General features: G+C 61.5%; 25 protein-coding genes. 8 read left to right on the top strand and 17 right to left on the bottom strand.

The annotated features are described in order from the left end of the window. Nucleotide 1 precedes the first annotated feature (1 nt). From DARO_RS20365 to napF, 5 genes are read left to right on the top strand one after another with little or no spacing between them, the layout of a single operon-like run. The gene (locus DARO_RS20365; RefSeq protein ID WP_011289717.1) at nt 2–1,996 is read left to right on the top strand and encodes a heme lyase CcmF/NrfE family subunit; all 1,995 of its coding nucleotides are present in this window, start codon (nt 2–4) and stop codon (nt 1,994–1,996) included. Continuing rightward, complete coding sequence (locus tag DARO_RS20370) at nt 1,993–2,577, top strand: DsbE family thiol:disulfide interchange protein (protein WP_011289718.1); 585 nt, start codon at nt 1,993–1,995, stop codon at nt 2,575–2,577. Before DARO_RS20365 ends, DARO_RS20370 begins: the two co-directional genes overlap by 4 nt. Next, entirely contained in the window at nt 2,574–3,062 is a 489-nt protein-coding gene (locus DARO_RS20375; protein ID WP_011289719.1) for a cytochrome c-type biogenesis protein, read from the top strand. The genes DARO_RS20370 and DARO_RS20375 overlap by 4 nt, the downstream gene beginning before the upstream one ends. Then, entirely contained in the window at nt 3,059–3,898 is an 840-nt protein-coding gene (gene ccmI, locus DARO_RS20380; protein WP_011289720.1) for a c-type cytochrome biogenesis protein CcmI, read from the top strand. The genes DARO_RS20375 and ccmI overlap by 4 nt, the downstream gene beginning before the upstream one ends. Nucleotides 3,899–3,909: 11 nt before the next feature. Further along, the gene (gene napF / locus DARO_RS20385) at nt 3,910–4,389 is read left to right on the top strand and encodes a ferredoxin-type protein NapF (RefSeq protein WP_011289721.1); all 480 of its coding nucleotides are present in this window, start codon (nt 3,910–3,912) and stop codon (nt 4,387–4,389) included. A gap of 3 nt (nt 4,390–4,392) precedes the next feature. Here the strand turns inward: napF and DARO_RS20390 are convergent, their stop codons facing one another. After that, nucleotides 4,393–4,623 (bottom strand): hypothetical protein, encoded by a 231-nt coding sequence (locus DARO_RS20390; protein WP_157037250.1) that lies wholly within the window; start codon nt 4,621–4,623, stop codon nt 4,393–4,395. Nucleotides 4,624–4,685: 62 nt separating this feature from the next. On the opposite strand from DARO_RS20390, the gene DARO_RS20395 reads away from it, so the two are divergent. Beyond that, a complete protein-coding gene (locus DARO_RS20395; RefSeq protein ID WP_011289723.1) occupies nt 4,686–6,221 on the top strand; it encodes a cyclic-di-GMP receptor FimW-related protein in 1,536 nt (511 codons plus the stop codon). A gap of 78 nt (nt 6,222–6,299) precedes the next feature. Here the strand turns inward: DARO_RS20395 and DARO_RS20400 are convergent, their stop codons facing one another. The 4 genes from DARO_RS20400 to scpA are packed head-to-tail and all read right to left on the bottom strand — an operon-like array spanning nt 6,300 to nt 13,063. Beyond that, nucleotides 6,300–8,303: an acetyl-CoA carboxylase biotin carboxylase subunit gene (locus DARO_RS20400; protein WP_011289724.1), complete on the bottom strand. Its 2,004-nt coding sequence runs from the start codon at nt 8,301–8,303 to the stop codon at nt 6,300–6,302. A gap of 21 nt (nt 8,304–8,324) precedes the next feature. Further along, nucleotides 8,325–9,860: an acyl-CoA carboxylase subunit beta gene (locus DARO_RS20405; RefSeq protein WP_011289725.1), complete on the bottom strand. Its 1,536-nt coding sequence runs from the start codon at nt 9,858–9,860 to the stop codon at nt 8,325–8,327. Between the two features lie 34 nt (nt 9,861–9,894). After that, entirely contained in the window at nt 9,895–10,905 is a 1,011-nt protein-coding gene (gene meaB / locus DARO_RS20410) for a methylmalonyl Co-A mutase-associated GTPase MeaB (RefSeq protein ID WP_041224568.1), read from the bottom strand. A 7-nt stretch (nt 10,906–10,912) separates the two neighbouring features. Continuing rightward, complete coding sequence (gene scpA, locus DARO_RS20415; protein WP_011289727.1) at nt 10,913–13,063, bottom strand: methylmalonyl-CoA mutase; 2,151 nt, start codon at nt 13,061–13,063, stop codon at nt 10,913–10,915. 166 nt (nt 13,064–13,229) lie between these two features. Between scpA and DARO_RS20420 the strand changes: the two genes are divergently transcribed. Beyond that, on the top strand, nt 13,230–13,895 hold the full coding sequence (locus DARO_RS20420) for a GntR family transcriptional regulator (RefSeq protein WP_041225320.1): 666 nt from the start codon (nt 13,230–13,232) through the stop codon (nt 13,893–13,895). A 9-nt stretch (nt 13,896–13,904) separates the two neighbouring features. Here DARO_RS20420 and DARO_RS20425 read toward each other — a convergent pair whose 3' ends face one another. The 4 genes from DARO_RS20425 to DARO_RS20440 form a co-directional block, all read right to left on the bottom strand. Then, entirely contained in the window at nt 13,905–15,191 is a 1,287-nt protein-coding gene (locus tag DARO_RS20425; RefSeq protein WP_011289729.1) for a methyl-accepting chemotaxis protein, read from the bottom strand. Then, entirely contained in the window at nt 15,166–15,705 is a 540-nt protein-coding gene (locus DARO_RS20430) for a PAS domain-containing protein (protein ID WP_497463008.1), read from the bottom strand. Before DARO_RS20430 ends, DARO_RS20425 begins: the two co-directional genes overlap by 26 nt. Before the next feature lie 105 nt (nt 15,706–15,810). Next, complete coding sequence (locus tag DARO_RS20435) at nt 15,811–17,484, bottom strand: cation acetate symporter (RefSeq protein ID WP_011289731.1); 1,674 nt, start codon at nt 17,482–17,484, stop codon at nt 15,811–15,813. Then, nucleotides 17,484–17,804: a DUF485 domain-containing protein gene (locus tag DARO_RS20440; RefSeq protein WP_011289732.1), complete on the bottom strand. Its 321-nt coding sequence runs from the start codon at nt 17,802–17,804 to the stop codon at nt 17,484–17,486. The genes DARO_RS20435 and DARO_RS20440 overlap by 1 nt, the downstream gene beginning before the upstream one ends. Before the next feature lie 126 nt (nt 17,805–17,930). Here DARO_RS20440 and DARO_RS20445 point away from each other — a divergent pair, with 126 nt between their 5' ends. After that, nucleotides 17,931–18,707 (top strand): enoyl-CoA hydratase-related protein, encoded by a 777-nt coding sequence (locus DARO_RS20445; protein ID WP_011289733.1) that lies wholly within the window; start codon nt 17,931–17,933, stop codon nt 18,705–18,707. An 11-nt stretch (nt 18,708–18,718) separates the two neighbouring features. On the opposite strand, the gene DARO_RS20450 is transcribed toward DARO_RS20445, so the two are convergent. From DARO_RS20450 to mdcA, 8 genes are read right to left on the bottom strand one after another with little or no spacing between them, the layout of a single operon-like run. Beyond that, a complete protein-coding gene (locus DARO_RS20450) occupies nt 18,719–19,528 on the bottom strand; it encodes a sulfite exporter TauE/SafE family protein (RefSeq protein WP_011289734.1) in 810 nt (269 codons plus the stop codon). A gap of 42 nt (nt 19,529–19,570) precedes the next feature. Further along, a complete protein-coding gene (gene mdcH, locus DARO_RS20455) occupies nt 19,571–20,485 on the bottom strand; it encodes a malonate decarboxylase subunit epsilon (protein WP_011289735.1) in 915 nt (304 codons plus the stop codon). 1 nt (nt 20,486) lies between these two features. Next, a complete protein-coding gene (gene mdcB, locus DARO_RS20460) occupies nt 20,487–21,380 on the bottom strand; it encodes a triphosphoribosyl-dephospho-CoA synthase MdcB (RefSeq protein ID WP_011289736.1) in 894 nt (297 codons plus the stop codon). Further along, a complete protein-coding gene (gene mdcG, locus DARO_RS20465) occupies nt 21,373–22,041 on the bottom strand; it encodes a malonate decarboxylase holo-[acyl-carrier-protein] synthase (protein ID WP_011289737.1) in 669 nt (222 codons plus the stop codon). The genes mdcB and mdcG overlap by 8 nt, the downstream gene beginning before the upstream one ends. 4 nt (nt 22,042–22,045) lie before the next feature. Continuing rightward, nucleotides 22,046–22,768, bottom strand: coding sequence for a biotin-independent malonate decarboxylase subunit gamma (gene mdcE / locus DARO_RS20470; RefSeq protein ID WP_011289738.1), 723 nt, complete (start codon nt 22,766–22,768; stop codon nt 22,046–22,048). Then, complete coding sequence (locus tag DARO_RS20475; protein ID WP_011289739.1) at nt 22,765–23,667, bottom strand: biotin-independent malonate decarboxylase subunit beta; 903 nt, start codon at nt 23,665–23,667, stop codon at nt 22,765–22,767. The genes mdcE and DARO_RS20475 overlap by 4 nt, the downstream gene beginning before the upstream one ends. Then, the gene (gene mdcC, locus DARO_RS20480; RefSeq protein WP_011289740.1) at nt 23,664–23,978 is read right to left on the bottom strand and encodes a malonate decarboxylase acyl carrier protein; all 315 of its coding nucleotides are present in this window, start codon (nt 23,976–23,978) and stop codon (nt 23,664–23,666) included. Before mdcC ends, DARO_RS20475 begins: the two co-directional genes overlap by 4 nt. Before the next feature lie 5 nt (nt 23,979–23,983). Continuing rightward, nucleotides 23,984–25,648, bottom strand: a complete 1,665-nt coding sequence (gene mdcA, locus DARO_RS20485; RefSeq protein WP_011289741.1) for a malonate decarboxylase subunit alpha — start codon at nt 25,646–25,648, stop codon at nt 23,984–23,986. Nucleotides 25,649–25,659 lie beyond the last annotated feature (11 nt).

Here is a 25,659-nt window from a genome sequence, read left to right on the forward strand (position 1 = left end):
CATGATTCCTGAACTCGGCCATTTCGCCCTGATCCTTGCCGCACTGGTTGCCCTGATCCTCGGCACCCTGCCGCTAGTCGGCGCCCACCAGAACCGCCTGGCCTGGGTTGCCATCGCCCGCCCCGCCGCTTCGGCGATGGCGCTGCTGCTCACCTTCTCTTTTGCCTGCCTGGTGCAGGCTTTCGTGACCAACGATTTCTCCGTGGTTTATGTCGCGCAACACTCCAATTCGTTGCTGCCCATTCAGTACCGCGTTGCCGCCGTCTGGGGCGGCCATGAGGGCTCGCTGCTACTTTGGATGCTGTTCCTGACCTGGTGGGCCTTCAGCGTCGCCATGCTGTCCAAGCAACTGCCGGAAACGATGGTTGCCCGCGTGCTCGGAACCCTTGGGCTGGTCGCCTTCGGCTTCATGCTCTTCATCCTGATCACCTCCAATCCATTTGAGCGCCTGCTTCCAGCCGCCGCCGAAGGGCGCGACTTGAACCCGCTGCTACAGGACCCGGGACTCGTCATCCATCCGCCCATGCTCTACATGGGTTACGTCGGTTTCTCGGTCGCCTTCGCCTTTGCCATTGCAGCCCTGCTTTCTGGCCAGTTGGATGCCGCCTGGGCACGCTGGTCGCGGCCATGGACCATGGCTGCCTGGTGCTTCCTGACCATGGGCATCGCCCTCGGCTCGTGGTGGGCCTATTACGAACTGGGCTGGGGCGGCTGGTGGTTCTGGGATCCGGTTGAAAACGCCTCGTTCATGCCCTGGCTGGTCGGCACGGCGCTGATCCACTCATTGGCGGTCACCGAAAAGCGCGGCAGTTTCAAGAACTGGACGGTTCTGCTGGCCATCTCTGCCTTCTCGCTGTCGCTGCTCGGCACCTTCCTGGTCCGTTCCGGCGTACTGACCTCGGTTCATGCCTTCGCCACCGATCCACGGCGCGGTATCTTCATCCTGATTTTCCTGGTCGCCGTCATCGGTAGCTCGCTGGCACTGTTCGCCTGGCGGGCGCCGAAGGTTGGCCTGGGTGGCCGTTTTGGGCTGATTTCTCGCGAGTCGCTGCTGCTAACCAATAACGTACTGCTCGTCGTCGCCTGCGCCACCGTGCTCCTCGGCACGCTCTACCCACTGCTGATCGACGCCCTCGGCATCGGCAAGATTTCGGTCGGGCCACCGTACTTCAACGCGGTTTTCGTTCCCGTCATGGCTCCGGTTCTGTTTCTGATGGGCATTGCTCCCTTCGCCCGCTGGAAGGAAGCGTCGATTCCGGACATCACCCGAATCGTGCGCTGGGCGATGGTCGCCGCTGCGGTAGTCGCTATCGCCCTGCCGCTGATTTACGGCCACTGGAGCACGCTGATCGCACTGGGCATCCTGCTCGCCGCCTGGGTCGCGATCACGACGGTGATTACCTTCGTCGAGCGTGTCCAGCACACGCGTGCCGGCCAGTCCTTCCTGAGTACCGCCGTCAAGCAGCCGCGCAGCTTCGTCGGCATGTGCCTGGCGCACTTTGGCATCGCCGTTTTCGTGGTTGGCGTGACCATGGTCAATAGCTTCCAGGACGAAAAGGACATCAAGATGGCGCCGGGTGAAACAACCACGGTTGCCGGCTACAGTTTCACTTTCAACGGCGTCAAATCCGTGCAGGGGCCAAACTACACGGCCGCTCAGGGTGATTTCGACCTTGCGGTCGACGGCAAATTCATGCGCAAAATGAACCCGGAAAAGCGCAACTACGCGTCCTCCGGCATGCCGATGACCGAAGCCGCCATCGACGCTGGTTTCCTGCGCGATGTCTATGTCTCGCTCGGTGAGCCAATCGACCGTGACAAGCCGGAAGCCGAGTGGGCGGTGCGCGTCTATTACAAGCCCTTCGTTGACTGGATCTGGGGTGGCTGCTTCCTGATGGCACTGGGCGGCCTGCTCGCTCTGCTCGACCGCCGCTATCGCGTCAAATCCCGCGTCTCAGCCACTGTCAAAATCCCTGCCGGAACACAACAAGCATGAATCGTTATTACTGGGTCCTCGGCGCTTTCGCCGCCCTCGTCGCCCTGCTCGCTGTCGGGCTCAACCTCAACCCCCGCGATGTCCCGTCTCCCTTGGTCGGCAAACCCGCTCCCGCCTTCAACCTGAACGTCCTGGCCACGCCTGACAAGACACTGGGCCCCAAGGACATGCAGGGCAAGGTCTGGCTGCTTAACGTCTGGTCCTCATGGTGCGTGTCCTGCCGCCAGGAGCACCCGGTCCTGGTCGAATTCTCCAGGAAGGTCGACGTACCACTAGTCGGCCTCAACTACAAGGAAGTCCGGGGCGACGGCAATTTCGACATGAGCAAGATGCCGGCCGATGAAGAGAAGAAACTGGCTTTCCAGCGCGCCAATCAATGGCTGGCGCAACACGGCAATCCCTACACGCTGACCGTCATGGATCTCGATGGCCGCGTTGGTATCGACTACGGCGTCTATGGCGTGCCGGAAACCTACATCATCGACAAGGCCGGCATCATCCGCATGAAGCACACCGGCCCGATCTCGCCGGACGTGCTGGCGCAAAAGATCATGCCGCTACTCGCCGAGTTGAACAAATGAAGCGCCGCTTCCTGATTGCACTTTTCATTTTTGGCTCTTTTTTTGGGTCGACCGCAGCCTTGGCCGATGCGGCCACCGAAGCGGCCACCGCCGCCGACCCGGTGGCCGAAAAGCGCCTGCAAAAGCTCTCCGAGGAACTGCGCTGCCTGGTCTGCCAGAACCAGACCATTGCCGACTCCAATGCTGAACTGGCGCAGGATCTGCGCCGCGAAGTCCGCACCATGATCAAGGATGGCAAGACCGACAAGGAAATCGTCGATTTCATGGTCGTCCGCTATGGCGATTTCGTGCTCTACCGGCCGCCAGTCAAGGGCATCACCCTGCTGCTCTGGGGCGGCCCCATCGTCTTGATGTTGCTTGGCCTGTTCATGCTGCAGCGCTATCTGCGCCGCCGCTCGACCCGCATTGATGCCGAAGATCAGCCGCTGTCGGCTGACGACGCCAGCCGCGCCGACGCGCTGCTCAAGGAAAACGACCAGAAATGACCCAGTTCGCCATTTTTGCCACCCTGTTGATCGTGGTGGTTGCCGCCTTCATTTTGCCCCCGCTCTGGCTCGGCCTGCGCACGCCAAAACCGCAAACAGACCGCAAGGAAGCCAATGTTGCGATTTTCCGCGACCAGCTGGCCGAACTTGAACGCGAAAATACGGAAGGAACCTTGGCTATCGCCGATTTCGAGCAGGCCAAACGCGAACTCCAACGCCGCCTGCTTGAAGAAGTCGAACCGACGACCGGCGATGCCGTGACCACCACGTACGGCCCGAGCCGCAAGATGGCGATCATCATCCTGCTCCTGCTCCCTATCCTTGGCCTGCTGGCCTACGGCATACTCGGCAATCCGAAAGCGCTGGACCCGATGCAAACCGCTGCCCCGCAGCAGATGACGCCGGAAAAGATCAACGAAATGGTCGCCAGCCTGGCCGCAAAAATGAAGGCCAATCCGGACGACATGCAAGGCTGGCTGATGCTCGCCCGCTCCTACAAATCACTTGGCCGTTACGACGAAGCGGTACAAGCCTTCGCCAAGGCCGAAAAAACCATTGACGACAATCCCGACCTGCTCGCTGCTTACGCCGAAACTGTCGCCATGGCCAACGGCAAGGGCATCACCGGCAAGGCCCTGCAACTGGTCGAGCGCGCCTTGAAAATCGATCCCAAGCACGCCCACAGTCTGTTCCTGGCCGGCGCTGCCGCCATGGAGGCTGGCGACAACAAGAAGGGCATCGCGTATTGGGAACCACTGCTGGACCAGGTCGAACCGGGCTCCGAAATTGATCAGATGCTGCGTAGCGGTATCGACAAAATGAAAGCTGGCAAGTAAGGCTGCACATCATGGTCGACCTGTCACGGCGCAGCTTTTTCCGGGGGCGACCTCGCCCCAGGACAGAGCTCCGTCCGCCGTGGGCTCTGCAGGAAGACGCCTTCATCGACCACTGCACACGCTGCAGTGACTGCGTGAAAGCCTGTCCGACCCAGATCATCGCGATCGGGGACGGCGGCTATCCAACCGTCGATTTCAGCCTTGGGGAATGCACTTTCTGCGGCGATTGCGTCAGTCGTTGCCAACCCAAGGCCCTGGTTCGCCTTGAACCTGAACAAGTCGCCTGGGCCTACAAAGCCACTATCGGCGAAGACTGCCTGCCCCGACAAGGGGTCGAATGCCGGGTCTGTGGCGATTTTTGCGACACCCGCGCCATCCGTTTCCCGCCGCGCCTGGGCGGTAGCCCACTGCCGGAAATTGATGCGGAAACGTGCACCGGCTGCGGCGCCTGCGTTGCGCCTTGTCCGGTCACCGCCATCGGCGTTGGCTAGCGTTTACGCATCCGGGGTTCGCGGCTTGATCAGCGCTGGCGGCGTGAAGCCAAGTTCGATCATCTCCGCCTCCAGCTTGATACGCAAAATCAGCAAGCCCTGCAGAGACTCGCGTGCCTTGTCGTCCGCCCAAGTCTCGTGATGATTGCGCAGACAGGCATCGACTTCGTGGCGATTCGCCAAGTTGACGCCGCAAATGGCAGCATAGCGATGAATCTCGTTATCAAGATCCATCAATTCGCGATCATAATGTTCAAATCCGCTCATAACTCAAGCATACCCCGCAAGGAGCGCCTATGCACTGGTTAACACTGCCTGAACCACGCAAGAATATCACTCAGGCTTTTCACGATCTGCCGTCAGCCAAAGCCTGGCTGGCCAGCCAGCCGCAAGCACAGCCGATGCACATGCTGGCTGCCATCTGTTTACAGATCGAGGCCCTGGAAGGCTCCGCGCTGCCGCCAGCGCAAGCCGTCGAATTGCTGAACCTGCTACGCAGTGCAGCCGTTCCGGCGCAGGATGCGATTGAAACCCGTTACGTTCGCAAGGCGCTGCCGATGCCAGACGAAGACGAGCGTTGCTTCGATACGGCCCAGCGCCTGTGGCTGCGCCTCGGCATCGCCTATCTTCGCCAGGCCCCGCATTTCGGGTCATCTGACAAGTGTCTGCCGCTGCACCGGGCCGCCTGCGCCTTCCGCATGGCTCAATATTGCCACTTTCAGGCGGCCCGAGAGATGCCTGAAATCCTGGACCGAGCACTCTTTGCCGTGCTGGCGCAGGCTGAAAGCAGTGGCCTGTTGCGCCAGGCGCTGCCCGATCCAGACTTTCGCCATCTGGGCGAAGCAAACATCGCCGGGCATCTGGCCTGGGCCTTCATGCTGCGCCTGATCGATCCCTATCGATTATCAGCTGCCCAACTCAGTGTCGCCAACCGGGCGATCAGTCGCTGGCGAGAACTGGCCGGCTTCCAGAGCATGGCAGACGACGATCCCAAGGCCCATTCGGTCGATCTCACGCCACTCTTCGGTGCCCCGCTGCCGGCGGGGGTGCCGCGCTGGCTGGAAGTTCGCAAGGTGGTCCGCAAGATCGAGCAGCGTATCGCTGCCCTGGAGGCCGGGGAAGCCCCCGAGGCGCTCAAACTTGGACGGGAGCTGTCTGGGCCTGCCTGCATCCGCTTGCTCAGGCAGCTTGATGCCAGTCTTGACGCACAATATCCGCAAGCTTCGACAGAAATCGGCGAAATCGAACTCGCCTTCGGAGCAACCCATGCCTATGCCGTGTTGACTGGCGAATTGCTTGCCCCTGCCGGCGCGCTCGATGCCGGCAGCGCCACCCTGGCCCACCAGCGGGTCGCCATGTTCGGCTTTGATCGGGTCTCGGCCATGCCGACCTCAGTCAAGAAGCTGAACGTACCTAGCGAACAATGGACACTGGTCGACGGCAAGGCGATCCGTTCGCAAGACCGGGGAGGCGCTCGCCGCCTGACCCCCTGCCTGATCGCTTCCTCCCATGGCGGGACCGCTCGGCTTGGCGTGATGATCGGCCTGCAAAGCCTGGCCACCGGCGCCTTGGCGGCCAATCTGACATGGTATGAAGAAGATATTGTCGCTGGTCGCATTGGCCGCTCTGCCTTGCAGGACAAACAGGCGCCGGCCACTCCGGCCTTCCTGCTGCGCGACGGGACGCATTATTCGCTGATCGTTCCCTCGACAGCGGGCCTTCGCCTCAAGGTCGGCATCACTTTCGAGTCAGAAAAGGTCAGCCACTTGCTGCCAACCGAAGTACTCGAGCGTGGCGTCGATTTCGTCCGCTACGCGGTGAACAGGCAATAAAAAAGGCCCGCCATTTGGCGGACCTTTCTTGCGTGTGAGAGCTGCTGATTTTTACTAAAAGTCAGCAGCTACGGACCATCACTCGAATTCAATGATGATCTGATCCACGGTCAGGCTTTCGCCGGCCGCTGCCGAGATCTTCTTGACCTTGCAGTCCTGGTCGGCCTTAAGGATGTTTTCCATCTTCATGGCTTCGATGACCGCCAACTTTTCGCCGGCCTTGACGTCCTGACCAACCTTGACCGCCACTTCGCGGAGCAGACCAGGCATCGGGGAGATCAGGAACTTGGTGAGGTCAGGCGCCTGCTTTTCAGGCATCAAGGCCAGTAGTTCAGCTGCACGGGCGCTCATCACCATGAAATCGGCACGTGTGCCCCAGTGGAACAGGCTGTAGCGAGTCTTGTGACGCTCGACCTGCAGCGTGAATTCCTCACCGTTGCAGGTGCCGTTGAACAGCGACTCACCCAGCTTCCAGTCGGACAGGATTTCGTACTGCTCACCCTTGTACTCGACATGGTAGCCACCTGGAATCGGACGGGCGACAACCATATGATTCTCGTTGCCATTCGGGTTCAGGCGAACGACACACCAGTTGTCACTGACCAGGCGCTCGTGACCCTGCAACTGACCGGTGATCGAGGCAGAACGGTCGGTGAAGGCACGATAGACGTAGGCGGCAACGGAAACCAGCAGGGCCGGATCATCGTGCGGCACCATCGAGGCATCGAAGCCCGTCGGGTAGTGCTTGGGGATGAAACCGGTATCGAAGATGCCGGAATGGAAAACCGGATGCTGCATCAGCGCGGCCTGGAACGGGATGTTCGAGGAAATGCCGCGAATGACGAAGCCGTTCAGCGCATCGCGCATGCGGGCGATGGCCTGCTCGCGGGTGGCACCATGGACGATCAGCTTGGCAATCATCGAGTCGTAGAACATCGAGATCTCGCCACCGTCGTAAACGCCGGTATCGACGCGCACGTGACCCGGCACTTCCTTGGGGGGCAGGAACTTGACCAGACGGCCGGTGGAGGGCAGGAAGCCGCGGAACGGGTCTTCGGCGTTGATCCGGCATTCCATCGCCCAGCCGTCGATCTTCACTTCAGCCTGGGTCAGCGGCAGCTTTTCGCCGTAGGCGACACGGATCATCTGCTCGACGAGGTCGAGACCGGTAATCAGTTCGGTGACCGGGTGTTCCACCTGCAGGCGGGTGTTCATTTCCAGGAAGTAGAACTCCTTGGTCGCACCGGACACCACGAACTCGACCGTACCGGCCGACTCGTAATTCACAGCACGGGCCAGGGCTACGGCCTGTTCGCCCATCGCCTTGCGCATCTCGGGATCGACGAAGGGGCTCGGCGCTTCTTCGATGACCTTCTGGTGACGACGCTGGATCGAGCAATCGCGCTCGTTCAGGTACACGTAGTTACCGTGCGAGTCACCGAGCACCTGAATTTCGATGTGACGCGGTTCGAGCACGTACTTTTCGATGAAGACGCGGTCGTCACCGAAGGAATTTCGGGCTTCATTGACGCAAGAGGAAAAACCTTCGTGCGCTTCGGCATCGTTGTAGGCCACGCGCAGGCCCTTGCCGCCGCCGCCTGCGGAAGCCTTGATCATGACCGGATAGCCGATGCCCTGAGCGATCTTGACGGCTTCGTCAGGACCCGCGATGGCCTCGTTGTAGCCCGGGATGGTGTTGACCTTGGCTTCGATGGCCAGCTTCTTGGACTCGATCTTGTCGCCCATCTTGGCGATGGAGTAGTGCTTCGGACCGATGAACTTGATGCCTTCTTCTTCGAGGCGACGCGAGAACCCTGCGTTTTCCGACAGAAAGCCGTAGCCCGGATGGACGGCCTGAGCACCGGTCTGCTTGCAGGCGGCGATGATCTTGTCGGCAACCAGATAGGACTCTTTCGACGCAGCCGGGCCGATACAGACGGCTTCATCGGCCATATCGACGAACAAGGCGTCCTTGTCGGCTTCGGAATAGACGGCAACCGTCTTGATGCCCATCTTGCGGGCGGTCTTGATGACGCGGCAGGCAATTTCGCCGCGGTTTGCGATCAGAATCTTAGTGAACATATTCCTTTTTCTCCCTGACGCTTACAGAGGAATGTTGCCGTGCTTGCGCCACGGATTGTCGAGTTTCTTGTCGCGCAGCATGGCCAGCGAACGGGCGATGCGCTTGCGGGTGGCGTGCGGCATGATGACATCGTCGATGAAGCCACGAGCGCCCGCCACGAACGGATTGGCGAACTTTTCCTTGTACTCGGCTTCACGTTGCGCCAGCTTGGCCGGATCGCTCTTTTCTTCGCGGAAGATGATTTCCACAGCGCCCTTCGGGCCCATGACCGCGATTTCAGCCGACGGCCAGGCCAGATTGACGTCACCACGCAGGTGCTTGGAGGACATCACGTCATAGGCACCACCGTAAGCCTTGCGGGTAATCACAGTGACCTTCGGCACGGTACATTCAGCGTAGGCGTAGAGCAGCTTGGCGCCGTGCTTGATGATGCCGCCGTATTCCTGCGTCGTACCCGGCATGAAGCCCGGCACATCGACGAAGGTGACCACCGGAATGTTGAACGCATCGCAGAAACGGACGAAACGGGCGGCCTTGATCGAGGACTTGATATCCAGACAGCCGGCCAGCACCAACGGCTGGTTGGCGACGATACCGACCGGATGACCATCAACGCGGCCAAAGCCGATGATGATGTTCTTGGCGTAGTCGGCCTGCAATTCGAAGAAATCGTTGTCATCAACGACCTTGACCAGCAATTCCTTCATGTCGTACGGCTTGTTCGCGTTGTCCGGCACCAGGGTGTCGAGCGAATAGTCCATGCGATCAACCGGATCGTTGGTCGGGGTGACCGGCGGCTTTTCCTTGTTGTTGGAAGGCACGAAGTTCATGAAACGACGCAGCATGGACAGGGCTTCGACATCGTTCTCGAAGGCCAGGTCAGCCACACCGGATTTGGTCGTGTGGGTCACGGCACCGCCCAGTTCTTCGGCGGTGACGTCTTCGTGGGTCACGGTCTTGACGACTTCCGGACCGGTCACGAACATGTAGGACGAATCCTTGACCATGAAGATGAAGTCGGTCATCGACGGCGAATAAACCGCACCACCGGCGCAGGGGCCCATGATCATGGAGATCTGCGGCACGACGCCGGAGGCCATCACGTTACGCTGGAACACGTCGGCATAGCCACCGAGGGAGGCAACGCCTTCCTGGATACGGGCGCCACCCGAGTCGTTCAGGCCAATCACCGGCGCACCGACCTTCATCGCCTGGTCCATGACCTTGCAGATCTTCTCGGCGTGGGTTTCGGACAGCGAACCGCCAAACACCGTGAAGTCCTGCGAGAAGACGAAAACCAGGCGACCATTGATGGTGCCATAGCCGACGACAACGCCGTCACCGGGGGTCTTTTCGGCCTGATCCATGCCGAAATCGACGCAACGGTGCTCCTTGAACATGTCCCATTCCTCGAAGGAATCCGGGTCAAGCAGCAGCTCAAGGCGTTCGCGGGCGGTCAGTTTGCCCTTCTTGTGCTGGCTGTCGATACGCTTCTGGCCACCGCCGAGGCGGGCCATTTCGCGCTTTTTTTCCAGCTGACGGATGATGTCGTGCATAAAAAACTCCCTAAGTGGATCAGGTAATTTGAACTCAGTGTTTCAGATAGTCGAGCAGCGCATACGCGGCGGCAGCCGGGGTCGTATGGCCCTGTTCAACGGATAGGGTCAGTGCCGGCAGATTGGCCTGCACACGCGGATGCTGGCGAAAATGCTGGCGCAGCCCGGAATCGATCAGTTGCCACATCCAGCTCAAGGACTGGTGCTGGCGCTTGGCCTGGAACTCGCCGGTCGGCTTCAAGGCCGCCTGGTACTTCTCGACCTGCTCCCAGAACTCGGCAATACCTTCCTTATGCAAGGCCGACAGGGCGATCACCGGCGGTGCCCAGTTTGGCGACGCCGGCCGCAACATGTGCAGCGCATTGCGCCACTGGGCGCGAACGACTGCGGTCGCCTGACGATCGATATCGGCTTTGTTGATGACCACCATGTCGGCAATCTCGACAATACCCTTCTTGATCGCCTGCAGGTCATCACCGGCATTCGGCAATTGCAGCAGACAGAACATGTCGACCATGCCGGCCACGGTCGTTTCCGACTGACCGACGCCGACGGTTTCAATGATGATCACGTCGAAACCGGCCGCTTCGCAAAGCAGCATGGCCTCGCGGGTCTTTTCAGCAACACCGCCGAGCGAACCGGCCGACGGACTGGGACGAATGAATGCTTCCTCGCGCTGGCAAAGCTGCTCCATGCGCGTCTTGTCGCCGAGAATGGAACCACCGGATACCGACGAGGAAGGATCGACGGCGAGCACGGCCAGTTTCTTGCCCTGCTCGATCAACCAGACGCCAAGCGCCTCGATGAAGGTCGACTTTCCCGCCCCCGGCACGCCGGAAATACCGATCCGGACCGCGTTACCGGTCTTTGGCAACAGCGCGTTCAGCACCTGCTGGGCGCGCTGCTGGTGATCGGCACGGGTAGACTCGATCAGCGTGATCGCCTTGGCGAGCGCCCGCCGCTGACCGGCCAGCACGCTCTCGACGAGCGTCTGGTCAGCAGACGACAGCGAATGAGCCGACACCGGAACCTCGCTCAGATTCATTCGCGAATCAGCCGCGCGCCTTACGGATTTCTTCCATCACGCGCTTGGCCGAATCCTCGATCCGCGTGCCCGGGCCAAAGATGGCCTTGGCACCTGCGTTATAGAGGTAGTCGTAATCCTGGGCCGGAATCACACCGCCGGCGAAGACGATGATGTCATCGGCACCTTGCGCCTTGAGCGACTTGACCAGTTCCGGCAACAGCGTCTTGTGACCAGCGGCCAGCGACGAAACGCCAATCGCGTGGACGTCGTTTTCAACGGCCTGACGGGCTGCCTCTTCCGGGGTCTGGAACAGCGGGCCCATGTCGATGTCGAAACCGAGGTCGGCGAAAGCGGTGGCCACCACCTTGGCGCCGCGGTCATGACCGTCCTGACCGAGCTTGGCGATCATGATGCGCGGACGACGACCTTCTTCTTCAGCGAACTTGGCGATATCGGCCTTGATCGATTCCCAGCTTTCCTGACCCTCCACGACACCTCCGTAAACACCCGAAATGGTCTGGTTGTTGGCGCGGAAACGACCGAAGATTTTTTCCAGCGCATCGGATACTTCACCGACCGTGGCACGCAGACGCATGGCCTTGACAGTCAGGTCGAGCAGGTTGCCTTCGCCGGTCTCGGCTGCCTTGGTCAAGGCCTCCAGAGCTGCGTTGACCGCAGCGGTGTCGCGGGTGGCACGAATCTGCTTGAGGCGGGCAACCTGCGAATCACGCACGGCATGGTTGTCGATATCGAGAATGTCGATCGCGTCTTCCTTGGCCAGCTTGTACTTGTTGACGCCGACGATGACGTCCTTGCCGGAGTCGATGCGCGCCTGCTTGTCGGCGGCGCAGGTTTCGACCTGCATCTTGGCCCAGCCGGACTCGACGGCCTTGGTCATGCCGCCCATCGCCTCGATTTCCTGAATGATGCCCCAGGCCTTGTCAGCCATGTCCTGGGTCAGCTTTTCCATCATGTAGGAGCCGGCCCACGGATCGACGACATTGGTGATGTGGGTTTCTTCCTGGATGATCAGCTGCGTGTTGCGGGCGATGCGCGACGAGAACTCGGTTGGCAGCGCAATGGCTTCGTCGAGCGCATTGGTGTGCAGCGACTGGGTGCCGCCGAAGACGGCCGCCATCGCTTCGATCGTGGTACGCACGACGTTGTTGTACGGGTCCTGCTCGGTCAGCGACCAGCCGGAGGTCTGGCTGTGCGTGCGCAGCATCTTGGACTTCGGGCTCTTGGCATTGAAACCGGTCATGATGCGGTCCCACAACAGGCGGCCGGCGCGCATCTTGGCGATTTCCAGGTAGAAGTTCATGCCGACGGCCCAGAAGAAGGACAGACGGCCAGCGAAGGTGTCGACGTCCATGCCGGAAGCGACGCCGGTACGCACGTATTCCATGCCGTCGGCCAGCGTGAAGGCCAGCTCGATGGCCTGGTTGGCGCCGGCTTCCTGGATGTGATAACCGGAAATCGAGATCGAGTTGAACTTCGGCATGTGCTGCGCGGTATAGCCGAAAATGTCGGCGATGATCTTCATCGACGGCTTGGGCGGATAGATATAGGTGTTCCGCACCATGAATTCTTTGAGGATGTCGTTCTGGATGGTGCCGGACAGCTTGTCCTGCGACACGCCCTGTTCTTCGGCAGCAACGATGTAGCCGGCGAGGATCGGCAGCACAGCGCCGTTCATGGTCATCGAGACGGAAATCTTGTCGAGCGGGATGCTGTCAAAGAGAATCTTCATGTCCTCGACCGAGTCGATCGCCACGCCAGCCTTGCCGACGTCACCAGTGACGCGGGCGTTGTCCGAGTCGTAACCACGGTGCGTCGCCAGGTCGAAAGCCACCGAAACGCCCTGACCGCCGGCGGCCAGCGCCTTGCGGTAGAAAGCATTGGAAGCCTCGGCAGTGGAGAAACCGGCGTACTGGCGGATGGTCCACGGCTTGACTGCATACATGGTCGGTTGCGGGCCGCGCAAATAGGGCGCGAAGCCGGGCAGGGTGTCGGCGAACTCAAGGTCTGCAACATCGGCCTTGGTGTACAAGGCTTTGACGGCCAGACCTTCGGGTGTGTTCCAGACCAGGTTATTGACGTCACCGCCGGGAGATTGCTTGGCGGCTGCCTTTTCCCAGGCATCCAGGTTATTGGAATCAAAGAACTTTTCAGACATGACACACCCCTCGCTGATTCGATTTTTTCGGGCTTATGATGCAGAATTCAAAATTCTACGCTTTTGGGCCCAGCTTGACATACCAAGCCCCACATAATACTGTATCCATAATTATGGAAGCAAGTCAGCCATGCACCGACTTGCCCATTCACACCACACCAAAACCATGAACCGTATCGCACCAACCGCGCTTTATCAGGAAGTGGCAGAACGACTGCGCCAACGCATCTTCGCCCACGAACTGACCCCCGGCACCTGGATCGACGAGCAAAAACTCGCCGAGCAGTACGGCATTTCACGCACACCCTTGCGTGAAGCACTCAAGGTACTCGCCTCCGAGGGACTGGTTGAACTTCGGCCGCGGCGTGGTTGCTACGTCACTGAAATTTCCCGCCAGGATCTGGACGACATTTTCCCGCTGATGGCCATGCTGGAAGGACGTTGCGCCGCCGAAGCGGTCAAGAACGCCAAGCCTGTCGACATCGCCGCGCTCAAGGAAATACACGAGCGACTGGAATCGGCTGCGCGCGACGGTCGCATCGATGCCTTCTTCGAGGCCAACCAGGAATTCCACAAGAAAATTCAGGAACTCTCCGGCAACCGCTGGCTGCTCTCGGTGATCCAGGATTTGCGCAAAGTATTGAAGCTGTCGCGCCTGCATTCCCTGTCGCTGGAGGGCCGCCTGCAGCAATCGCTGGATGAACACCGCCTGATCATGGCGGCGCTCTCTTCCAGCGATGCCAGCCGTGCCGAAAAGCTGATGCATGACCACCTGCTTTCCGGCCGCGAAGCACTGGCCAAGATGGATGCCAAAGCCCCCAAGGCGGCCTGAGCGCACTGATTAGTGCATCTGCCTTTCGATATTGGCGAACAGGCTGTCGTAAATCGCCACCAAGGCCTCACGGTCTGAGCTTCCCTTGATCCATTTGCGGGAACGCGCAATATTCGCCGCTTCCTGCTCCATTTCGCTCAGCGAAGAGATATTGACCTCCTCGCCGTGGAGAATAGCCGTCACATCGGCCCGCGCCCGCTGGGCGGTGGCCACCAGACGCATTGAAGACTCCATGGAGTGGGCGCCTTCCCCTATCGTACTTGCCAAGTCGTAAACGCGATTGGCCGAGGTCGCCGAATTGGCCAGCTCACTGCTGAATTCGCCTGCGGTAAGCCGCGCTCCAGACACTGCATGTTGCAGATCACCGATCTGGACCGTGGCCGATTGCATTGAGGTGCTGATCGCCGAAATCGCTGCGGCGATTTCTTCGGCCGAACGCTGTGCCTGATCGGCCAGTTTACGTACCTCATCGGCGACGACTGCAAAGCCTCGCCCGGCTTCACCGGCCCGTGCCGCCTCGATGGCGGCGTTGAGCGCCAGAAGATTGGTCTGTTTCGCCACCCCTTCGATTTGGCCTGTCAGCAGATGAATCGCTGCCGCCTTGGCATTGAGGTCGTCGAGTGCGCTGACGCCAGCCTCAGCTGCCTGCTGCGCCCCGCCGAGTGCATCGGACATGCGCTGCGCCGAACTCGACATCGCCGAGGCGGATTCGCCAAAATCACCTGCCAACTGCTGCGACAGTTTTGAGTTGCCGCCCACTTCGAACAAGGCTTTGTCGACGTGCTCAATGGCCATCGACAAGCCACGCTCGGAGCGCAGGAAAATTCGTGACAGAAGCGCCTCTCGCGCAATCGACTCCTGAGCCTCTTCAAGCTGATCCAGCAACACCTGCATCTGGGCCAGGACGGTACCGAAGGTGCCATGCAGGCCCGGTCGCTGGAGCCTTCGCCATGTCCGGCCCGTCGATGAGGCTTGCATCGCGCCCAGGATTTCGCGAAAAGCCGTTTCAGTCTGGTCGAGCGCCGAGTTGAGGTTAACCCGGATCGATTCCAGCGTTGGATCACCCATGGCATGAGGCAAGCGGGCGACCAGTTCCCCCTTGCCGACCTGACGCAGCAATGCATCAAGCGTTGAGAGCTCCTTGACCGAACTGGCGTTGGGCCAGAGTAGAACCAGCAAGGCTACCGCCAAACAAGCCGCAGACGCCCACGGTGAAAGAAATCCCAGACCCAAAGCCAGCAACAGCAGGATAGCCAGGAAAAGTTGCGCTTTAGAGCGAGAAGACGAGTTCTTCATAACTCACTCCTGACTGATTCATGATTTCGAGCAAAACATTGGTTCCGGCTTCCATCGCCGAGCGCGCTCCGGCCGAGCGTTCCGCCTCGAGCATGGCGCGATAGACTGGCTCAATCTTGCGCACGGCCTCCGCGCTGGGGCAACGCCGGACAGAGGTATAACCGACAATATTCCCGGACAAATCCAGATCCGGCGTAATGTGGGTAAAGACCCAATAAAAACCACCGTCCTTCGACATGTTCTTTACGTAGCCAAAGAATTCCTTGCCTGACTGGATCGTGTCCCAAACCAGCTTGAAGGCCGATCTGGGCATGTCCGGATGACGAATGATGTTGTGCTGGGAACCCAGCAGTTCTTCTTCTGTATAGCCGGAAAATTCGATAAAAATCGGATTCCCGTAAGTGATGATGCCTTTGGCGTTGGTTTTGGAAACGATGAAGTCATCTTCACGCATTTTTCGCTCAACGCTGGTCGGTTTTATCGCTCGTTTCATCAGCTCCTCCAGATATTCCACGAATTTACTACAAACGGTAATTCATTGAAGCAGCCGAAAAGTATTTCGCCCAATAGAAAACCCCGGCAGTTTTGGCTGCCGGGGTTTCGATTGGCTCAAGCGGGATCAGTGCTTGCTGGCTGATTCAGCTCCGTAACCCGTCTGGGCACGGACATACTGATCTTCGAACGCCTCGATTTCCTTGCCAGCGCGAACACTGGTGTCAGTCTTCGAGAAAATGTAGGCAAGCAGGAAGGCAATCGGCATCGCGAACAGCGCCGGTTGGGTGTAAGGGAAGAGCGGGGCTGCATTGTGCAGCACATCAACCCACACCGACTTGGAGAAGACCACGAAGAGCACAGCGGAAACCAGGCCGCCGTAGCCGCCGAACAGCGCGCCGCGGGTGGTCAAGCCCTTCCAGTACATGGAGAGGATCAGGACCGGGAAGTTGGCTGCTGCTGCCACGCCGAACGCCAGGCCGACCATGAAGGCGATGTTCTGCTTCTCGAACAGGATGCCGAGCACGATGGCAACAGCACCAAGACAAATGGTCGCAATCTTCGAAACACGGATTTCAGTGGCTTCCGAAGCCTGCCCCTTCATGATGACGCGAGCGTAGATGTCGTGCGAAATGGCCGAAGCACCAGCCAGCGCCAGACCCGACACAACGGCCAGGATAGTAGCGAAGGCCACCGCTGCCAGGAAGCCGAGCAGCATGTTGCCGCCCACAGCCTTGGCCAGGTGCATGGCAACCATATTGCCACCACCGATCATCTTGGCGCCGACGACGCCGCCTTCGAAGAACTCCGGATTCTGACCGACGATCAGGATGCCGCACAGGCCCATGATGAAGATGACGTTGAAGAAGTAGGCGACAAAACCGGAAGCGTAAAGCACCGACTTACGCGCTTCCTTGGCATCGGTCACCGTGAAGAAACGCATCAGGATATGCGGCAGGCCGGCCGTACCGAACATCAGGCCAAGACCGAGCGAGATGGCGGTCACCGGATCGGCCAGCAGGCTACCCGGGAACATCAGCTTGGGACCCAGCTTGTGCACTGCCGTCGCCTTCTCCACCAAGGTCTGGAACGAGAAGCCGAACTGACCGAAGGCCAGGAACATGACCAGCGTGCCACCGGCCAGCAACATGCAGGCCTTGATGATCTGCACCCAGGTCGTAGCAACCATGCCGCCGAAGGTCACGTAAACCATCATCAAGATGCCAACGGCGAAGATCGCGACGTTGTAATCGAGACCGAACAGCAGCTTGATCAGCTGACCGGCACCAACCATCTGGGCGATCAGGTAGAAGCAGACCACGGTCAGCGAGGAAATCGCGGCCATGGTGCGCACCTTGCCCTGATCCAGGCGGTAGGCGGTGATGTCGGAGAAGGTGAACTTGCCCAGATTGCGCAGGCGTTCTGCCATCAGGAACAGGATGACCGGCCAGCCGGCAAAGAAAGCCAGCATGTAGATATAGCCGTCATAACCCTGGCCATAGACCATGGCAGTCAGACCAAGCAGCGTGGCGGCAGACATGTAGTCGCCGGCAATCGCCAGGCCGTTCTGGAAACCGGTGATACCGCCACCGGCCGTGTAGAAGTCAGCCGTCGATTTGGTGCGGCTGGCGGCCCAATAGGTAATGCCCATCGTCATCGTGACGAAGATGCAGAACATGATGATGGCGTGCCAGTTGGTCGCCTGCTTTTCGGTCACGCCTTCGAGCGGGCCACCGGCGTAAGCCATGGCTGCAACAGCGACGAGGCCGAGCGCGGTAATGAGTTGTGTCAGGCGACGCATTATTTATTCTCCTTCCAGGCTTCCTTGACGATTTCCTGCGTCAGGGAATCGAATTCCGTATTGGCACGACGGACGTAAACCGCTGTCAGCGCCCAGAAGAAAATGAACATAAAGAGCTCGACGACGACCCCCACCGTCAGCATCGAACCTTCACTCAACGGCTGCCCCAACGAGGCGGGGTTGAATGCCACCACCATCACAAAGCCGTAAAACATGGTCAAAACAATGAATGCCAACGTCCAGGCAAAACGACCCCGTCGAGCGACGAGTTCCTGGAACTTTGGGTTGGCCCGCATCCGCTCATACATCGCGCTGCTCATGGCTGCTCCTCCCTAATTAATAATTACCGTAAAAACCGGCGGCTGTATTATATCTTATAGAAGACATGGCAAGCGCTGGCTTGGCACCCACTTATAATTCCCTGCTTTGTACTGGCAGGACATCGAATGACGACAGTCGACCTTCTGGTTCAGGGCGAAATCGCGACTCTGACCCTGAACAACCCGGAAAAACTCAACGCAATCAATCTCTCCATGTGGCAGCAACTCGCTGACCGCATGGGCAAAATCACTGCCGATAGCAGCATTCGCTGTGTCGTCATTCGCGGCGCTGGTAATGACGCCTTTGCCGCCGGTGGTGATCTGGAAGAATTCGTCACCGCCCGCACGACACTCGAACAGGCGCTGCATTACCATGACCAGGTCGCCGTGGCGCTTAACGCCATCGCCGACTGCCCGCATCCGACGCTAGCGCTGATCAGCGGTGCCTGTATTGGCGGTGGACTGGAGATCGCCGGAGTCTGCGACTTCCGGATCGCTGGGGAAAGTTCACGCTTCGGCGCACCGATCAACCGCCTGGGCTTCTCGATGTACCCCGGTGAAATGGAAGGCCTGCTGCGCCTGGTCGGGCCAGCCGTCGTCAAGGAAATTCTGCTTGAGGGGCGCATCCTGCACGCCCGGGAAGCCTACGAAAAGGGATTGCTGACGCGGGTTGTCGCCGATGAGCAGGTGGCGGACGAAGCCTATGCCACGGCCCGCCGTATCTGTTCGGGCGCGCCGCTGGTTGCCGGCTGGCACAAGCAATGGATTCGCCGCTTGCTCGACGGCCGACCGCTCACTGACGCTGAAAAGGCGGCCTCCTTCGCCTTCCTCGATACCGAGGACTACAAGGAAGGCCTTGCCGCCTTTCTCGAAAAGCGCAAGCCGGTTTTCAAGGCGCGCTGAAGCATAGCGATTCAGCTGCCATACAGACTCCACAGCATTTTTGCCGAAAGGATCAGGAGCAGTCCGGCAAAGATGCGCTTGAGGACAATGACCGGCAGACGGTGGGCGAGGCGGGCGCCAAGTGGGGCGGCCAGTACGCTGGCCAGCAGAATGATGCCGAGCGCCGGCAGATAGACAAAGCCCAGGCTGCCAGGCGGCAGGCCGGGATGCGCCCAGCCGTTCCAGATATAGCCAAGCGTCCCGCCCAGGGCGATCGGCAGGCCGACCGCGGCCGAGGTGCCAATCGCCTGATGCGGATTGACGTTGCAGCGGATCAGGTAGGGCACCGTCAAGGCCCCGCCGCCCATCGCCGCCAGGCTGGCCACGGCGCCGATGACGATACCGGCCAGGCCGAGACCGGCGCGCCCCGGCAGATTGCGGCTCGGTTGCGGACGCAGATTGGCAATCATCTGCAGCGCCACGAACAGCATGAACCCGACAAAGAAGATCGACAAGGCACGGGATGAAATGGCCACCGCCAGCCCGGCCCCGAGCGAGGTTCCGATCAGGATGCCCGGCGTCAGGGCGCGCATGACCGGCCAGAGGACGGCTCGATGGGCATGATGGGCACGCAGGCTGGAGAGCGAGGTGAACAGGATGGTCGCAATCGAGGTGCCCAGCGCCAGATGGAGGACCTCGCGGCCGGGAAAGCCGAGCCAGGCGAAAATCATGGTCAGCACCGGCACCACCACGACACCGCCGCCGACCCCGAGCAGGCCGGCAAAGAAACCAGCGCAGGCGCCGGTCAGCAAATAGGCCGGAATGGCCTCGAAGGGAATCACGATGGTGGGTAATGCAGCAATATTAGCAAGTACTGAATTTTATCAGGCACAGCCCTCAACCCAGCGAACGATGCCCTCGACGCTGCGAAAATCATCGCAAGCGCGTACCGGGATCGTTGGAACCAGCTCGCCGAACAGCTTGGCCAGCGCATTGCCGGGGCCGATTTCGAGCACCGCATCAGGCTGCATCTCGCGCACGGCCTGCAGACAAGCCGCCCAGTCGAGCGGCGTGCAGATCTGGCGGGCCAAGGCATCAAGCGCCGGGCGAGCCGTTCGTGCCGCCGTTGCGTCAATGGCACTGAGCACGGGAAAGGCTAGCCGGCGATCAGGCAAGCCATCCAGACGTTTCCCGAATTCGACCGCCGCCTTGGCCAGCAAGGGCGTGTGCGATGGCGTCTGTACCGCCAGATGGACCAGCCGGCTCGCCCCGGCGGCTGCGAACTTATCGGCCACCGCAACGATGCCGGCGAGCGGCCCGGCGACGACCAGATGGCGCGGCGCATTGCGGATGGCCACGGCCAGACCGGCCTCGGCGGCCATAGTCGCGACCAGCGCATCGTCGAGTCCAAGCACGGCGAGCATGCCATGCTCGCCAGCCGCGGCACCATCCATCGCCGCCGCCCGTTCGACACACAGGGCGATCCCCTCGATGGCCGTAAAGGCACTGGCCGCACTGCACGCGGCCATTTCTCCCAGCGAATAGCCGGCGGCGCAGATCGGCCGCGGCAGGCGACTTTGTAGGCTGCCCCAGAGCAGCATCTGCTGGGCAAAGATCAGCGGTTGGGCGATTTTGTTTTTGGCCAGTATTCCCGGGGCGACCATCGCGTCTTGATCCGCGATACCGGGCAAGACTTGCCTTAGTACTTCACGCCACTCGCCGGTAGCACCGGCCTGCACCTGTTGCCAGTGGGCCGCGGTTTGTCCGCCCTGACCGCTGAAGAGGAGGGCGAGGCGCATTTCAGAAGCAATCGTCCAGTTCGGCCAGGAAAAGCGTGACGCCGAGCAGGTCGGCGCTACCGCCGGGGCTGAGATTCGCGGCAACGAAATCGCGGTCGATCGCCGCCGCATGCTCACGCCAGTCGCCAGCCAGCACGCCACCGGCAGCAAGGAAGCCAGCCGCGGCCTGACGTCCGTGGGCCAGGCCTTGACGCCCGCCACGCCACAGCAGGTTGGTATCTTCAAGTTTAGCGATCAGCGCGAACAGGGCCTGCACAGCGGCCAGTTCGCCATCGCCGGTGGTGGCCAGCGCGCTGCGATAGGCCGGCAGGCCGAGTTCCAGCGCGGCCGGAAACCCGCTGGCCGCTTCCTGACGGGCGCCGCCGCTGCCATAGCGCCGGGCGACGGACAGGCCGTGGCTGAGCGCTGCGACATCCGGCACCGATGACAGTCCGGCAAGAATCTCCGCCCCCCAGGTATCTTTCACGACAGCACAGACCGCTGCAGCCTCCAGCCTTTCACCTTCGGCGATCAGCCGGCCGGCTCCCGCACACAGCAGACCGAGATTAAAAATTGCCCCGCGATGGGTGTTGACCCCGCCGGTCGCCTCCAGCATGGCGCTTTCGGCGTCGATGCCGAGCTGCTGCAACGGAGCAAACCTAGGGCGGCGCAGGCCACAGGCAGCGATGGACGGAAAATAGGCGCGCAAGGACTGCAGGCTGCGCAGGAAGGTGGCGAAATCCATGTCACGATGGCTACCGTGGCTGCCCGGACTGACCAGGCCGGGCTTGGGCGCCAGCGCCGCTTCGCGATACAGGCTGCGAATGGCCAAGCGGCCGATGCGGGCGGCCGGCAGTTCGCCGAGCGGGCTAGCCAGCGGCTGAGGCCGGGCTACCTGAACGATGCGCTCAAGCATGACAGCATTCCTCCTTCAGGCTGGCCAGCAGATGCTGCAAGGGTCGCAGCCCGACTTCACGCTCCCCCTTGACCAGCACCTGTGCGGCCGGCTGCCAGCGTTGTGCAGCAAGCTCCCGCCAGGCAACGGCAGCGCCATCGGGAAAGCGCATTTCGCCATCGAGCCGGCAGGGCAAGGCGTCGGCCGCCTGTTGCAGCAAGCTCAGCATGCAATCGAATTGCTCCGGCGTGGCGATATCGCAGATCAGGTCGATATCGGATTCGGCATGGCGATAGCTTTCGCCGCTCAGTGCCTCCCAGGCCAGTGAGCCGAAAACGCCGAGGCGTACCGAGCAGGCGGCAGCCCCGACATCCAGCCGGCGTAAAATTTCGACCTGGGCCGCTGGCAAGAGGGGCAAGCAATGCCTGAGCGAGAGTGGCGAGCAAACCCTGGCCACGGCGCCATGATCGACAGTGATGGACAGCCTCTTTCGCTGCAATGCCGACGGCAGACTCAAACCGAGAAGCAGGCACTCGCAGTCCACCGGCTGGCGGGCAGCCACCAGCGGCCGGCCGGCCGCGATCCAGTCACCTGCAGCCTGCCAGTAGGGATCGCCTGTTTCCGCACAAGGGGTCGAGAACAAGGCATCGCGCTGCAGATAGACGAGGTCGTGGCGACGCATTGCCTCAGACCCCGGGCGCCGAATTGCGGACGGTTTGAGCAATCCCGGCCGCCAGTTGACGCCCGCCGCGGGCCAGACCCTCGGCCTGGCGCCGGTCACCCGCGGCACACGCCGTGGCCGCATCGGCCAGCGCACTCGCCAGCAGGTCGGCCGACGGCCCCGGCCAGATCGCCGCGATGCCGCCCATGCGGACATAGCTCTCGGCGCCCGGCGCGAAGATCGGGGAAGTGGTGGCCAGTTCGACCAGGCGCTCATGGGCGATCTTGGTCACCCGCGCCATGGCCCGCAGGTCCATGACCCGGACCTGGGCGTCGGCCAACGCGTAGGCCTGGTCGGCCATCAGGCCGAAGGACAGGAAGCCGCCGCTGACCGCGTTGGCGGTGACCAGGCTGAGCGAAGGATGGCCCTGGCGGCGCGCCAGATCGACGCAACTGGCGAGATGGGCCAGCGAGCCGTTCAGGCAGAGCAGCTCCTGACTGCGCGACAGGGCCTGACCGCAGGTATCGACCAGGAAAACCAGCGGCCGGCCGGGATGCTGCTCGACGGTGTCGAGGACAAAATCGGCCAGTGCCAGCGCCATCGCATGATCGATGGCCGCCGCATCGGTGGTGCCGAGCACGGCCACCATGCCTTGCGCTGTCTGCGCCTGGCCGGTGATCACCTGGTTGGCTACGGCGATCGTATGGCCGGCCGGGAACAGGCGATCGAGAATATCGTTGAGGCTCATGTCGGCAATCCTTCCTTGAGGGCGACCAGGCTGTCGCGGTCGAGCAGCGGCACGGCTTCCGGTTGGGCCACACCGAGGGCCGCCCAGACCTGCAGGCCATCGCGGCAGGTTGCATAGGCAGCGAGGCGGTTTTCCAGCCGCTGCTGGGTCGCTCGCAGATTGGCCACAGACGGCAGCGGTTCCTGCCAGGTCGCCACAAATTCGCTGGCACCGGCGCGGAAAGCGGCAATGTCGTCCTCGACCAAGGCGGCACAGTCACCCATCAGGTAACGATGCTTGCCGCCGGTAACGCGCCAGACCAGCGCCCGGTCTTTCGAATCGAATTCCTCGACGCCGGCGACCGTCTCGATGACTTCCGGCCCGGACAGCGCCAGGCGGCCTTCTTCGGAAATGAGGATGGCCGAACACAGTTTGGCGACGATGCCCATGCCGCCGAAGGCGCCGCAACTGCCGCCGACCAGCGCGATGACCGGCACGCCGGCCGCGCGGGCGTCGAGCACGGCACGCATGATTTCGGAAATGGCGATCAGCCCGGCATTGGCCTCGTGCAGACGGACGCCGCCGGAATCGATCAGGAACAGCACGGCCGCCGGCTTCTCGGCTACCGCGCGGCGTAGCAGGCCGACAATCTTGGCGCCGTGGATTTCGCCGACGGCGCCGCCCATGAACTGGCCTTCCTGGGCAATGACATAAATCGGCTTTCCACTCAGTTGACCAGTGCCGACGACAACGCCGTCATCGAACGCACCGGGCAGGTCGAGCTGGGCCAGATGAGGGCTGGGCATTGAGGCCGCTGGCGGCAGGATTTCATTGAAACTGCCGGCATCGAGCAGCCCGGCCACGCGTTTGCGCGCCGTCGCTTCAAACCAGCTCTGGTGCTTGGCTAGCGAGGGGTTCATGACTCACCTCCCTGATATTCTGCCAGGGCTTGCGCCAGGCGCAGGCTGACCACCGCCGGCGTCGCCCCCATATCGTTGATCGCAATGCAGGTGCCGCCAGCCGCATGGGCAGCGGCAAAAGCGCCGATCACCGCTTGCCAGGTATCGGCAAAACCGCGCGCCGAGGTCTTGATCTGGACGATGCAGGCCGTCGGCGTATCGCCGGTTTTGACCAGAATTTCCAGATTACCGGAACCGACGACGCCACACAGCGCGGGGTTGGCAGCCGGGGTAGCCGGTGCCGAGTCGAAACGAAAGTCGAGAATTTCCATGGCGCTCACCAGTTGCGGAAACGTGAAGGCGGCGCGTACAGGCCACCGGAGCAGCGCACCAGATCCTTGATCGAACGGGCGGCCAACAGGTCGCGGCTGGCCTGGCGCGGGTCGATGCCGAGGTCTTCCGGGCGGCGGATGATGCCGCGATCGCGCAGGTTTTCGACGGTGCCCTTGTCCCGCGCCATCCCGACCGGCGTGAAGCCGGCCACACCGCGGATCGCCTGCTCGCGCTCAGCCGGTGTGCGGCAGAGCAGCAGGTTGGCGATGCCTTCCTCGGTAACGATATGGCTGACGTCGTCGCCGTAGATCATGATCGGCGGCAGGTCGGAACCCATGCTGGCCTGCAACTTCCAGGCATCGAGATCGTCGACGAAAACCGGCGCCATGTGTTCGCGGAAAGTCTCGACCATCTGCACCACCAGCTTGCGGCCGCGAATCGCCTGCGGCCCGTAGGCCTCACGCCCGGCCTTGAGCCAGGCCGGGCTGGCATGACGCCGGCCGTGCGGATCGGACCCCATGTTCGGCGCCCCGCCGAAGCCGGTGATGCGGCCCAGCGTCGCGGTCGAACTGTTGCCGGCCAAGTCCATCTGCAAGGTCGAGCCGATGAACATATCGCAGGCGTAAAGGCCGGCCGTTTGCGAAAACGCCCGGTTGGAACGCATGCTGCCGTCGGCACCGGTAAAAAAGATGTCGGAACGGGCGGAGATGTAGTCATCCATGCCGACTTCGGAACCGAAACAATGGACCGACTCGACGAAACCGGCTTCGATGGCCGGAATCAGCGTCGGATGTGGATTGAGCGCCCAGTGCGTGCAGATCTTGCCCTTCAGGCCGAGGTCGGCAGCGTAGGTCGGCAGCAGCAACTCGATCGCCGCGGTATCGAAGCCGATGCCGTGATTGAGCCGGGTAACGCCGTATTCGGCGTAGATGCCCTTGATCGCCATCATCGCCATCAGCACCTGGACTTCGGTGATCTGCGCCGGGTCGCGGGTGAATAGTGGCTCAATGTAGTTGGGCTTCGGCGCCAGCACCGTGAAGTCGACCCAGTCGGCCGGCACATCGACGCGCGGCAGCTTGTCGAGGCGCTCGTTGACCTGGGCGATCACGATGCCGCCCTTGAACGCGGTCGCCTCGACGATGGCCGGCGTGTCCTCGGTATTCGGCCCGAGGTAGAGGTTGCCCTCGGCATCGGCCGCCTGCGCCGCGATCAGCGCCACATTCGGCGTCAGATCCATGAAATAGCGCCCGAACAGTTCGAGATAGGTATGGATGGCCCCGATCTCGATGCGCTGTTCCTGGACCAGCTTGGCCAGCCGGGCGCCCTGCGGGCCGCTGAAAGAAAAGTCGAGGCGGGTTGCCAGGCCGCGCTCGAAAAGGTCCACGTGGCTCGGAAGCGCCAGGACAGACTGGACCATGCTGAGGTGATTGATACGGGCCGGATCGCAATCGGCCAGCGACTCGGACAGGAAATCGGCCTGCTTCTGGTTGTTGCCCTCGAGGCAGACACGGTCGCCCGGCTGGATGACGGCTTCGAGCAGGTCGATGATGCGATCGACCGGAATTTCCTTGCCATTCTGGCCAGCCAGGCCGAGGCTGGCCGCCCGTTCCAGGCGGCGCGCCCGGTTCTGGCGCAGGCTGTCCCATTGACGGGGTTGCGGTGCATTCATGATCGATCGCT

This window comes from Dechloromonas aromatica RCB (genome assembly GCF_000012425.1).

Bases quoted from the DNA above. Each gene is read 5' to 3' on its own strand.
- DARO_RS20365 (WP_011289717.1), top strand. From the start codon at position 2: ATGATTCCTGAACTCGGCCATTTCGCCCTGATCCTTGCCGCACTGGTT.
- DARO_RS20370 (WP_011289718.1), top strand. From the start codon at position 1,993: ATGAATCGTTATTACTGGGTCCTCGGCGCTTTCGCCGCCCTCGTCGCC.
- DARO_RS20375 (WP_011289719.1), top strand. From the start codon at position 2,574: ATGAAGCGCCGCTTCCTGATTGCACTTTTCATTTTTGGCTCTTTTTTT.
- ccmI (WP_011289720.1), top strand. From the start codon at position 3,059: ATGACCCAGTTCGCCATTTTTGCCACCCTGTTGATCGTGGTGGTTGCC.
- napF (WP_011289721.1), top strand. From the start codon at position 3,910: ATGGTCGACCTGTCACGGCGCAGCTTTTTCCGGGGGCGACCTCGCCCC.
- DARO_RS20390 (WP_157037250.1), bottom strand. From the start codon at position 4,623: ATGGATCTTGATAACGAGATTCATCGCTATGCTGCCATTTGCGGCGTC.
- DARO_RS20395 (WP_011289723.1), top strand. From the start codon at position 4,686: ATGCACTGGTTAACACTGCCTGAACCACGCAAGAATATCACTCAGGCT.
- DARO_RS20400 (WP_011289724.1), bottom strand. From the start codon at position 8,303: ATGTTCACTAAGATTCTGATCGCAAACCGCGGCGAAATTGCCTGCCGC.
- DARO_RS20405 (WP_011289725.1), bottom strand. From the start codon at position 9,860: ATGCACGACATCATCCGTCAGCTGGAAAAAAAGCGCGAAATGGCCCGC.
- meaB (WP_041224568.1), bottom strand. From the start codon at position 10,905: ATGAATCTGAGCGAGGTTCCGGTGTCGGCTCATTCGCTGTCGTCTGCT.
- scpA (WP_011289727.1), bottom strand. From the start codon at position 13,063: ATGTCTGAAAAGTTCTTTGATTCCAATAACCTGGATGCCTGGGAAAAG.
- DARO_RS20420 (WP_041225320.1), top strand. From the start codon at position 13,230: ATGAACCGTATCGCACCAACCGCGCTTTATCAGGAAGTGGCAGAACGA.
- DARO_RS20425 (WP_011289729.1), bottom strand. From the start codon at position 15,191: ATGAAGAACTCGTCTTCTCGCTCTAAAGCGCAACTTTTCCTGGCTATC.
- DARO_RS20435 (WP_011289731.1), bottom strand. From the start codon at position 17,484: ATGCGTCGCCTGACACAACTCATTACCGCGCTCGGCCTCGTCGCTGTT.
- DARO_RS20440 (WP_011289732.1), bottom strand. From the start codon at position 17,804: ATGAGCAGCGCGATGTATGAGCGGATGCGGGCCAACCCAAAGTTCCAG.
- DARO_RS20445 (WP_011289733.1), top strand. From the start codon at position 17,931: ATGACGACAGTCGACCTTCTGGTTCAGGGCGAAATCGCGACTCTGACC.
- mdcH (WP_011289735.1), bottom strand. From the start codon at position 20,485: ATGCGCCTCGCCCTCCTCTTCAGCGGTCAGGGCGGACAAACCGCGGCC.
- mdcB (WP_011289736.1), bottom strand. From the start codon at position 21,380: ATGCTTGAGCGCATCGTTCAGGTAGCCCGGCCTCAGCCGCTGGCTAGC.
- mdcG (WP_011289737.1), bottom strand. From the start codon at position 22,041: ATGCGTCGCCACGACCTCGTCTATCTGCAGCGCGATGCCTTGTTCTCG.
- mdcE (WP_011289738.1), bottom strand. From the start codon at position 22,768: ATGAGCCTCAACGATATTCTCGATCGCCTGTTCCCGGCCGGCCATACG.
- DARO_RS20475 (WP_011289739.1), bottom strand. From the start codon at position 23,667: ATGAACCCCTCGCTAGCCAAGCACCAGAGCTGGTTTGAAGCGACGGCG.
- mdcC (WP_011289740.1), bottom strand. From the start codon at position 23,978: ATGGAAATTCTCGACTTTCGTTTCGACTCGGCACCGGCTACCCCGGCT.
- mdcA (WP_011289741.1), bottom strand. From the start codon at position 25,648: ATGAATGCACCGCAACCCCGTCAATGGGACAGCCTGCGCCAGAACCGG.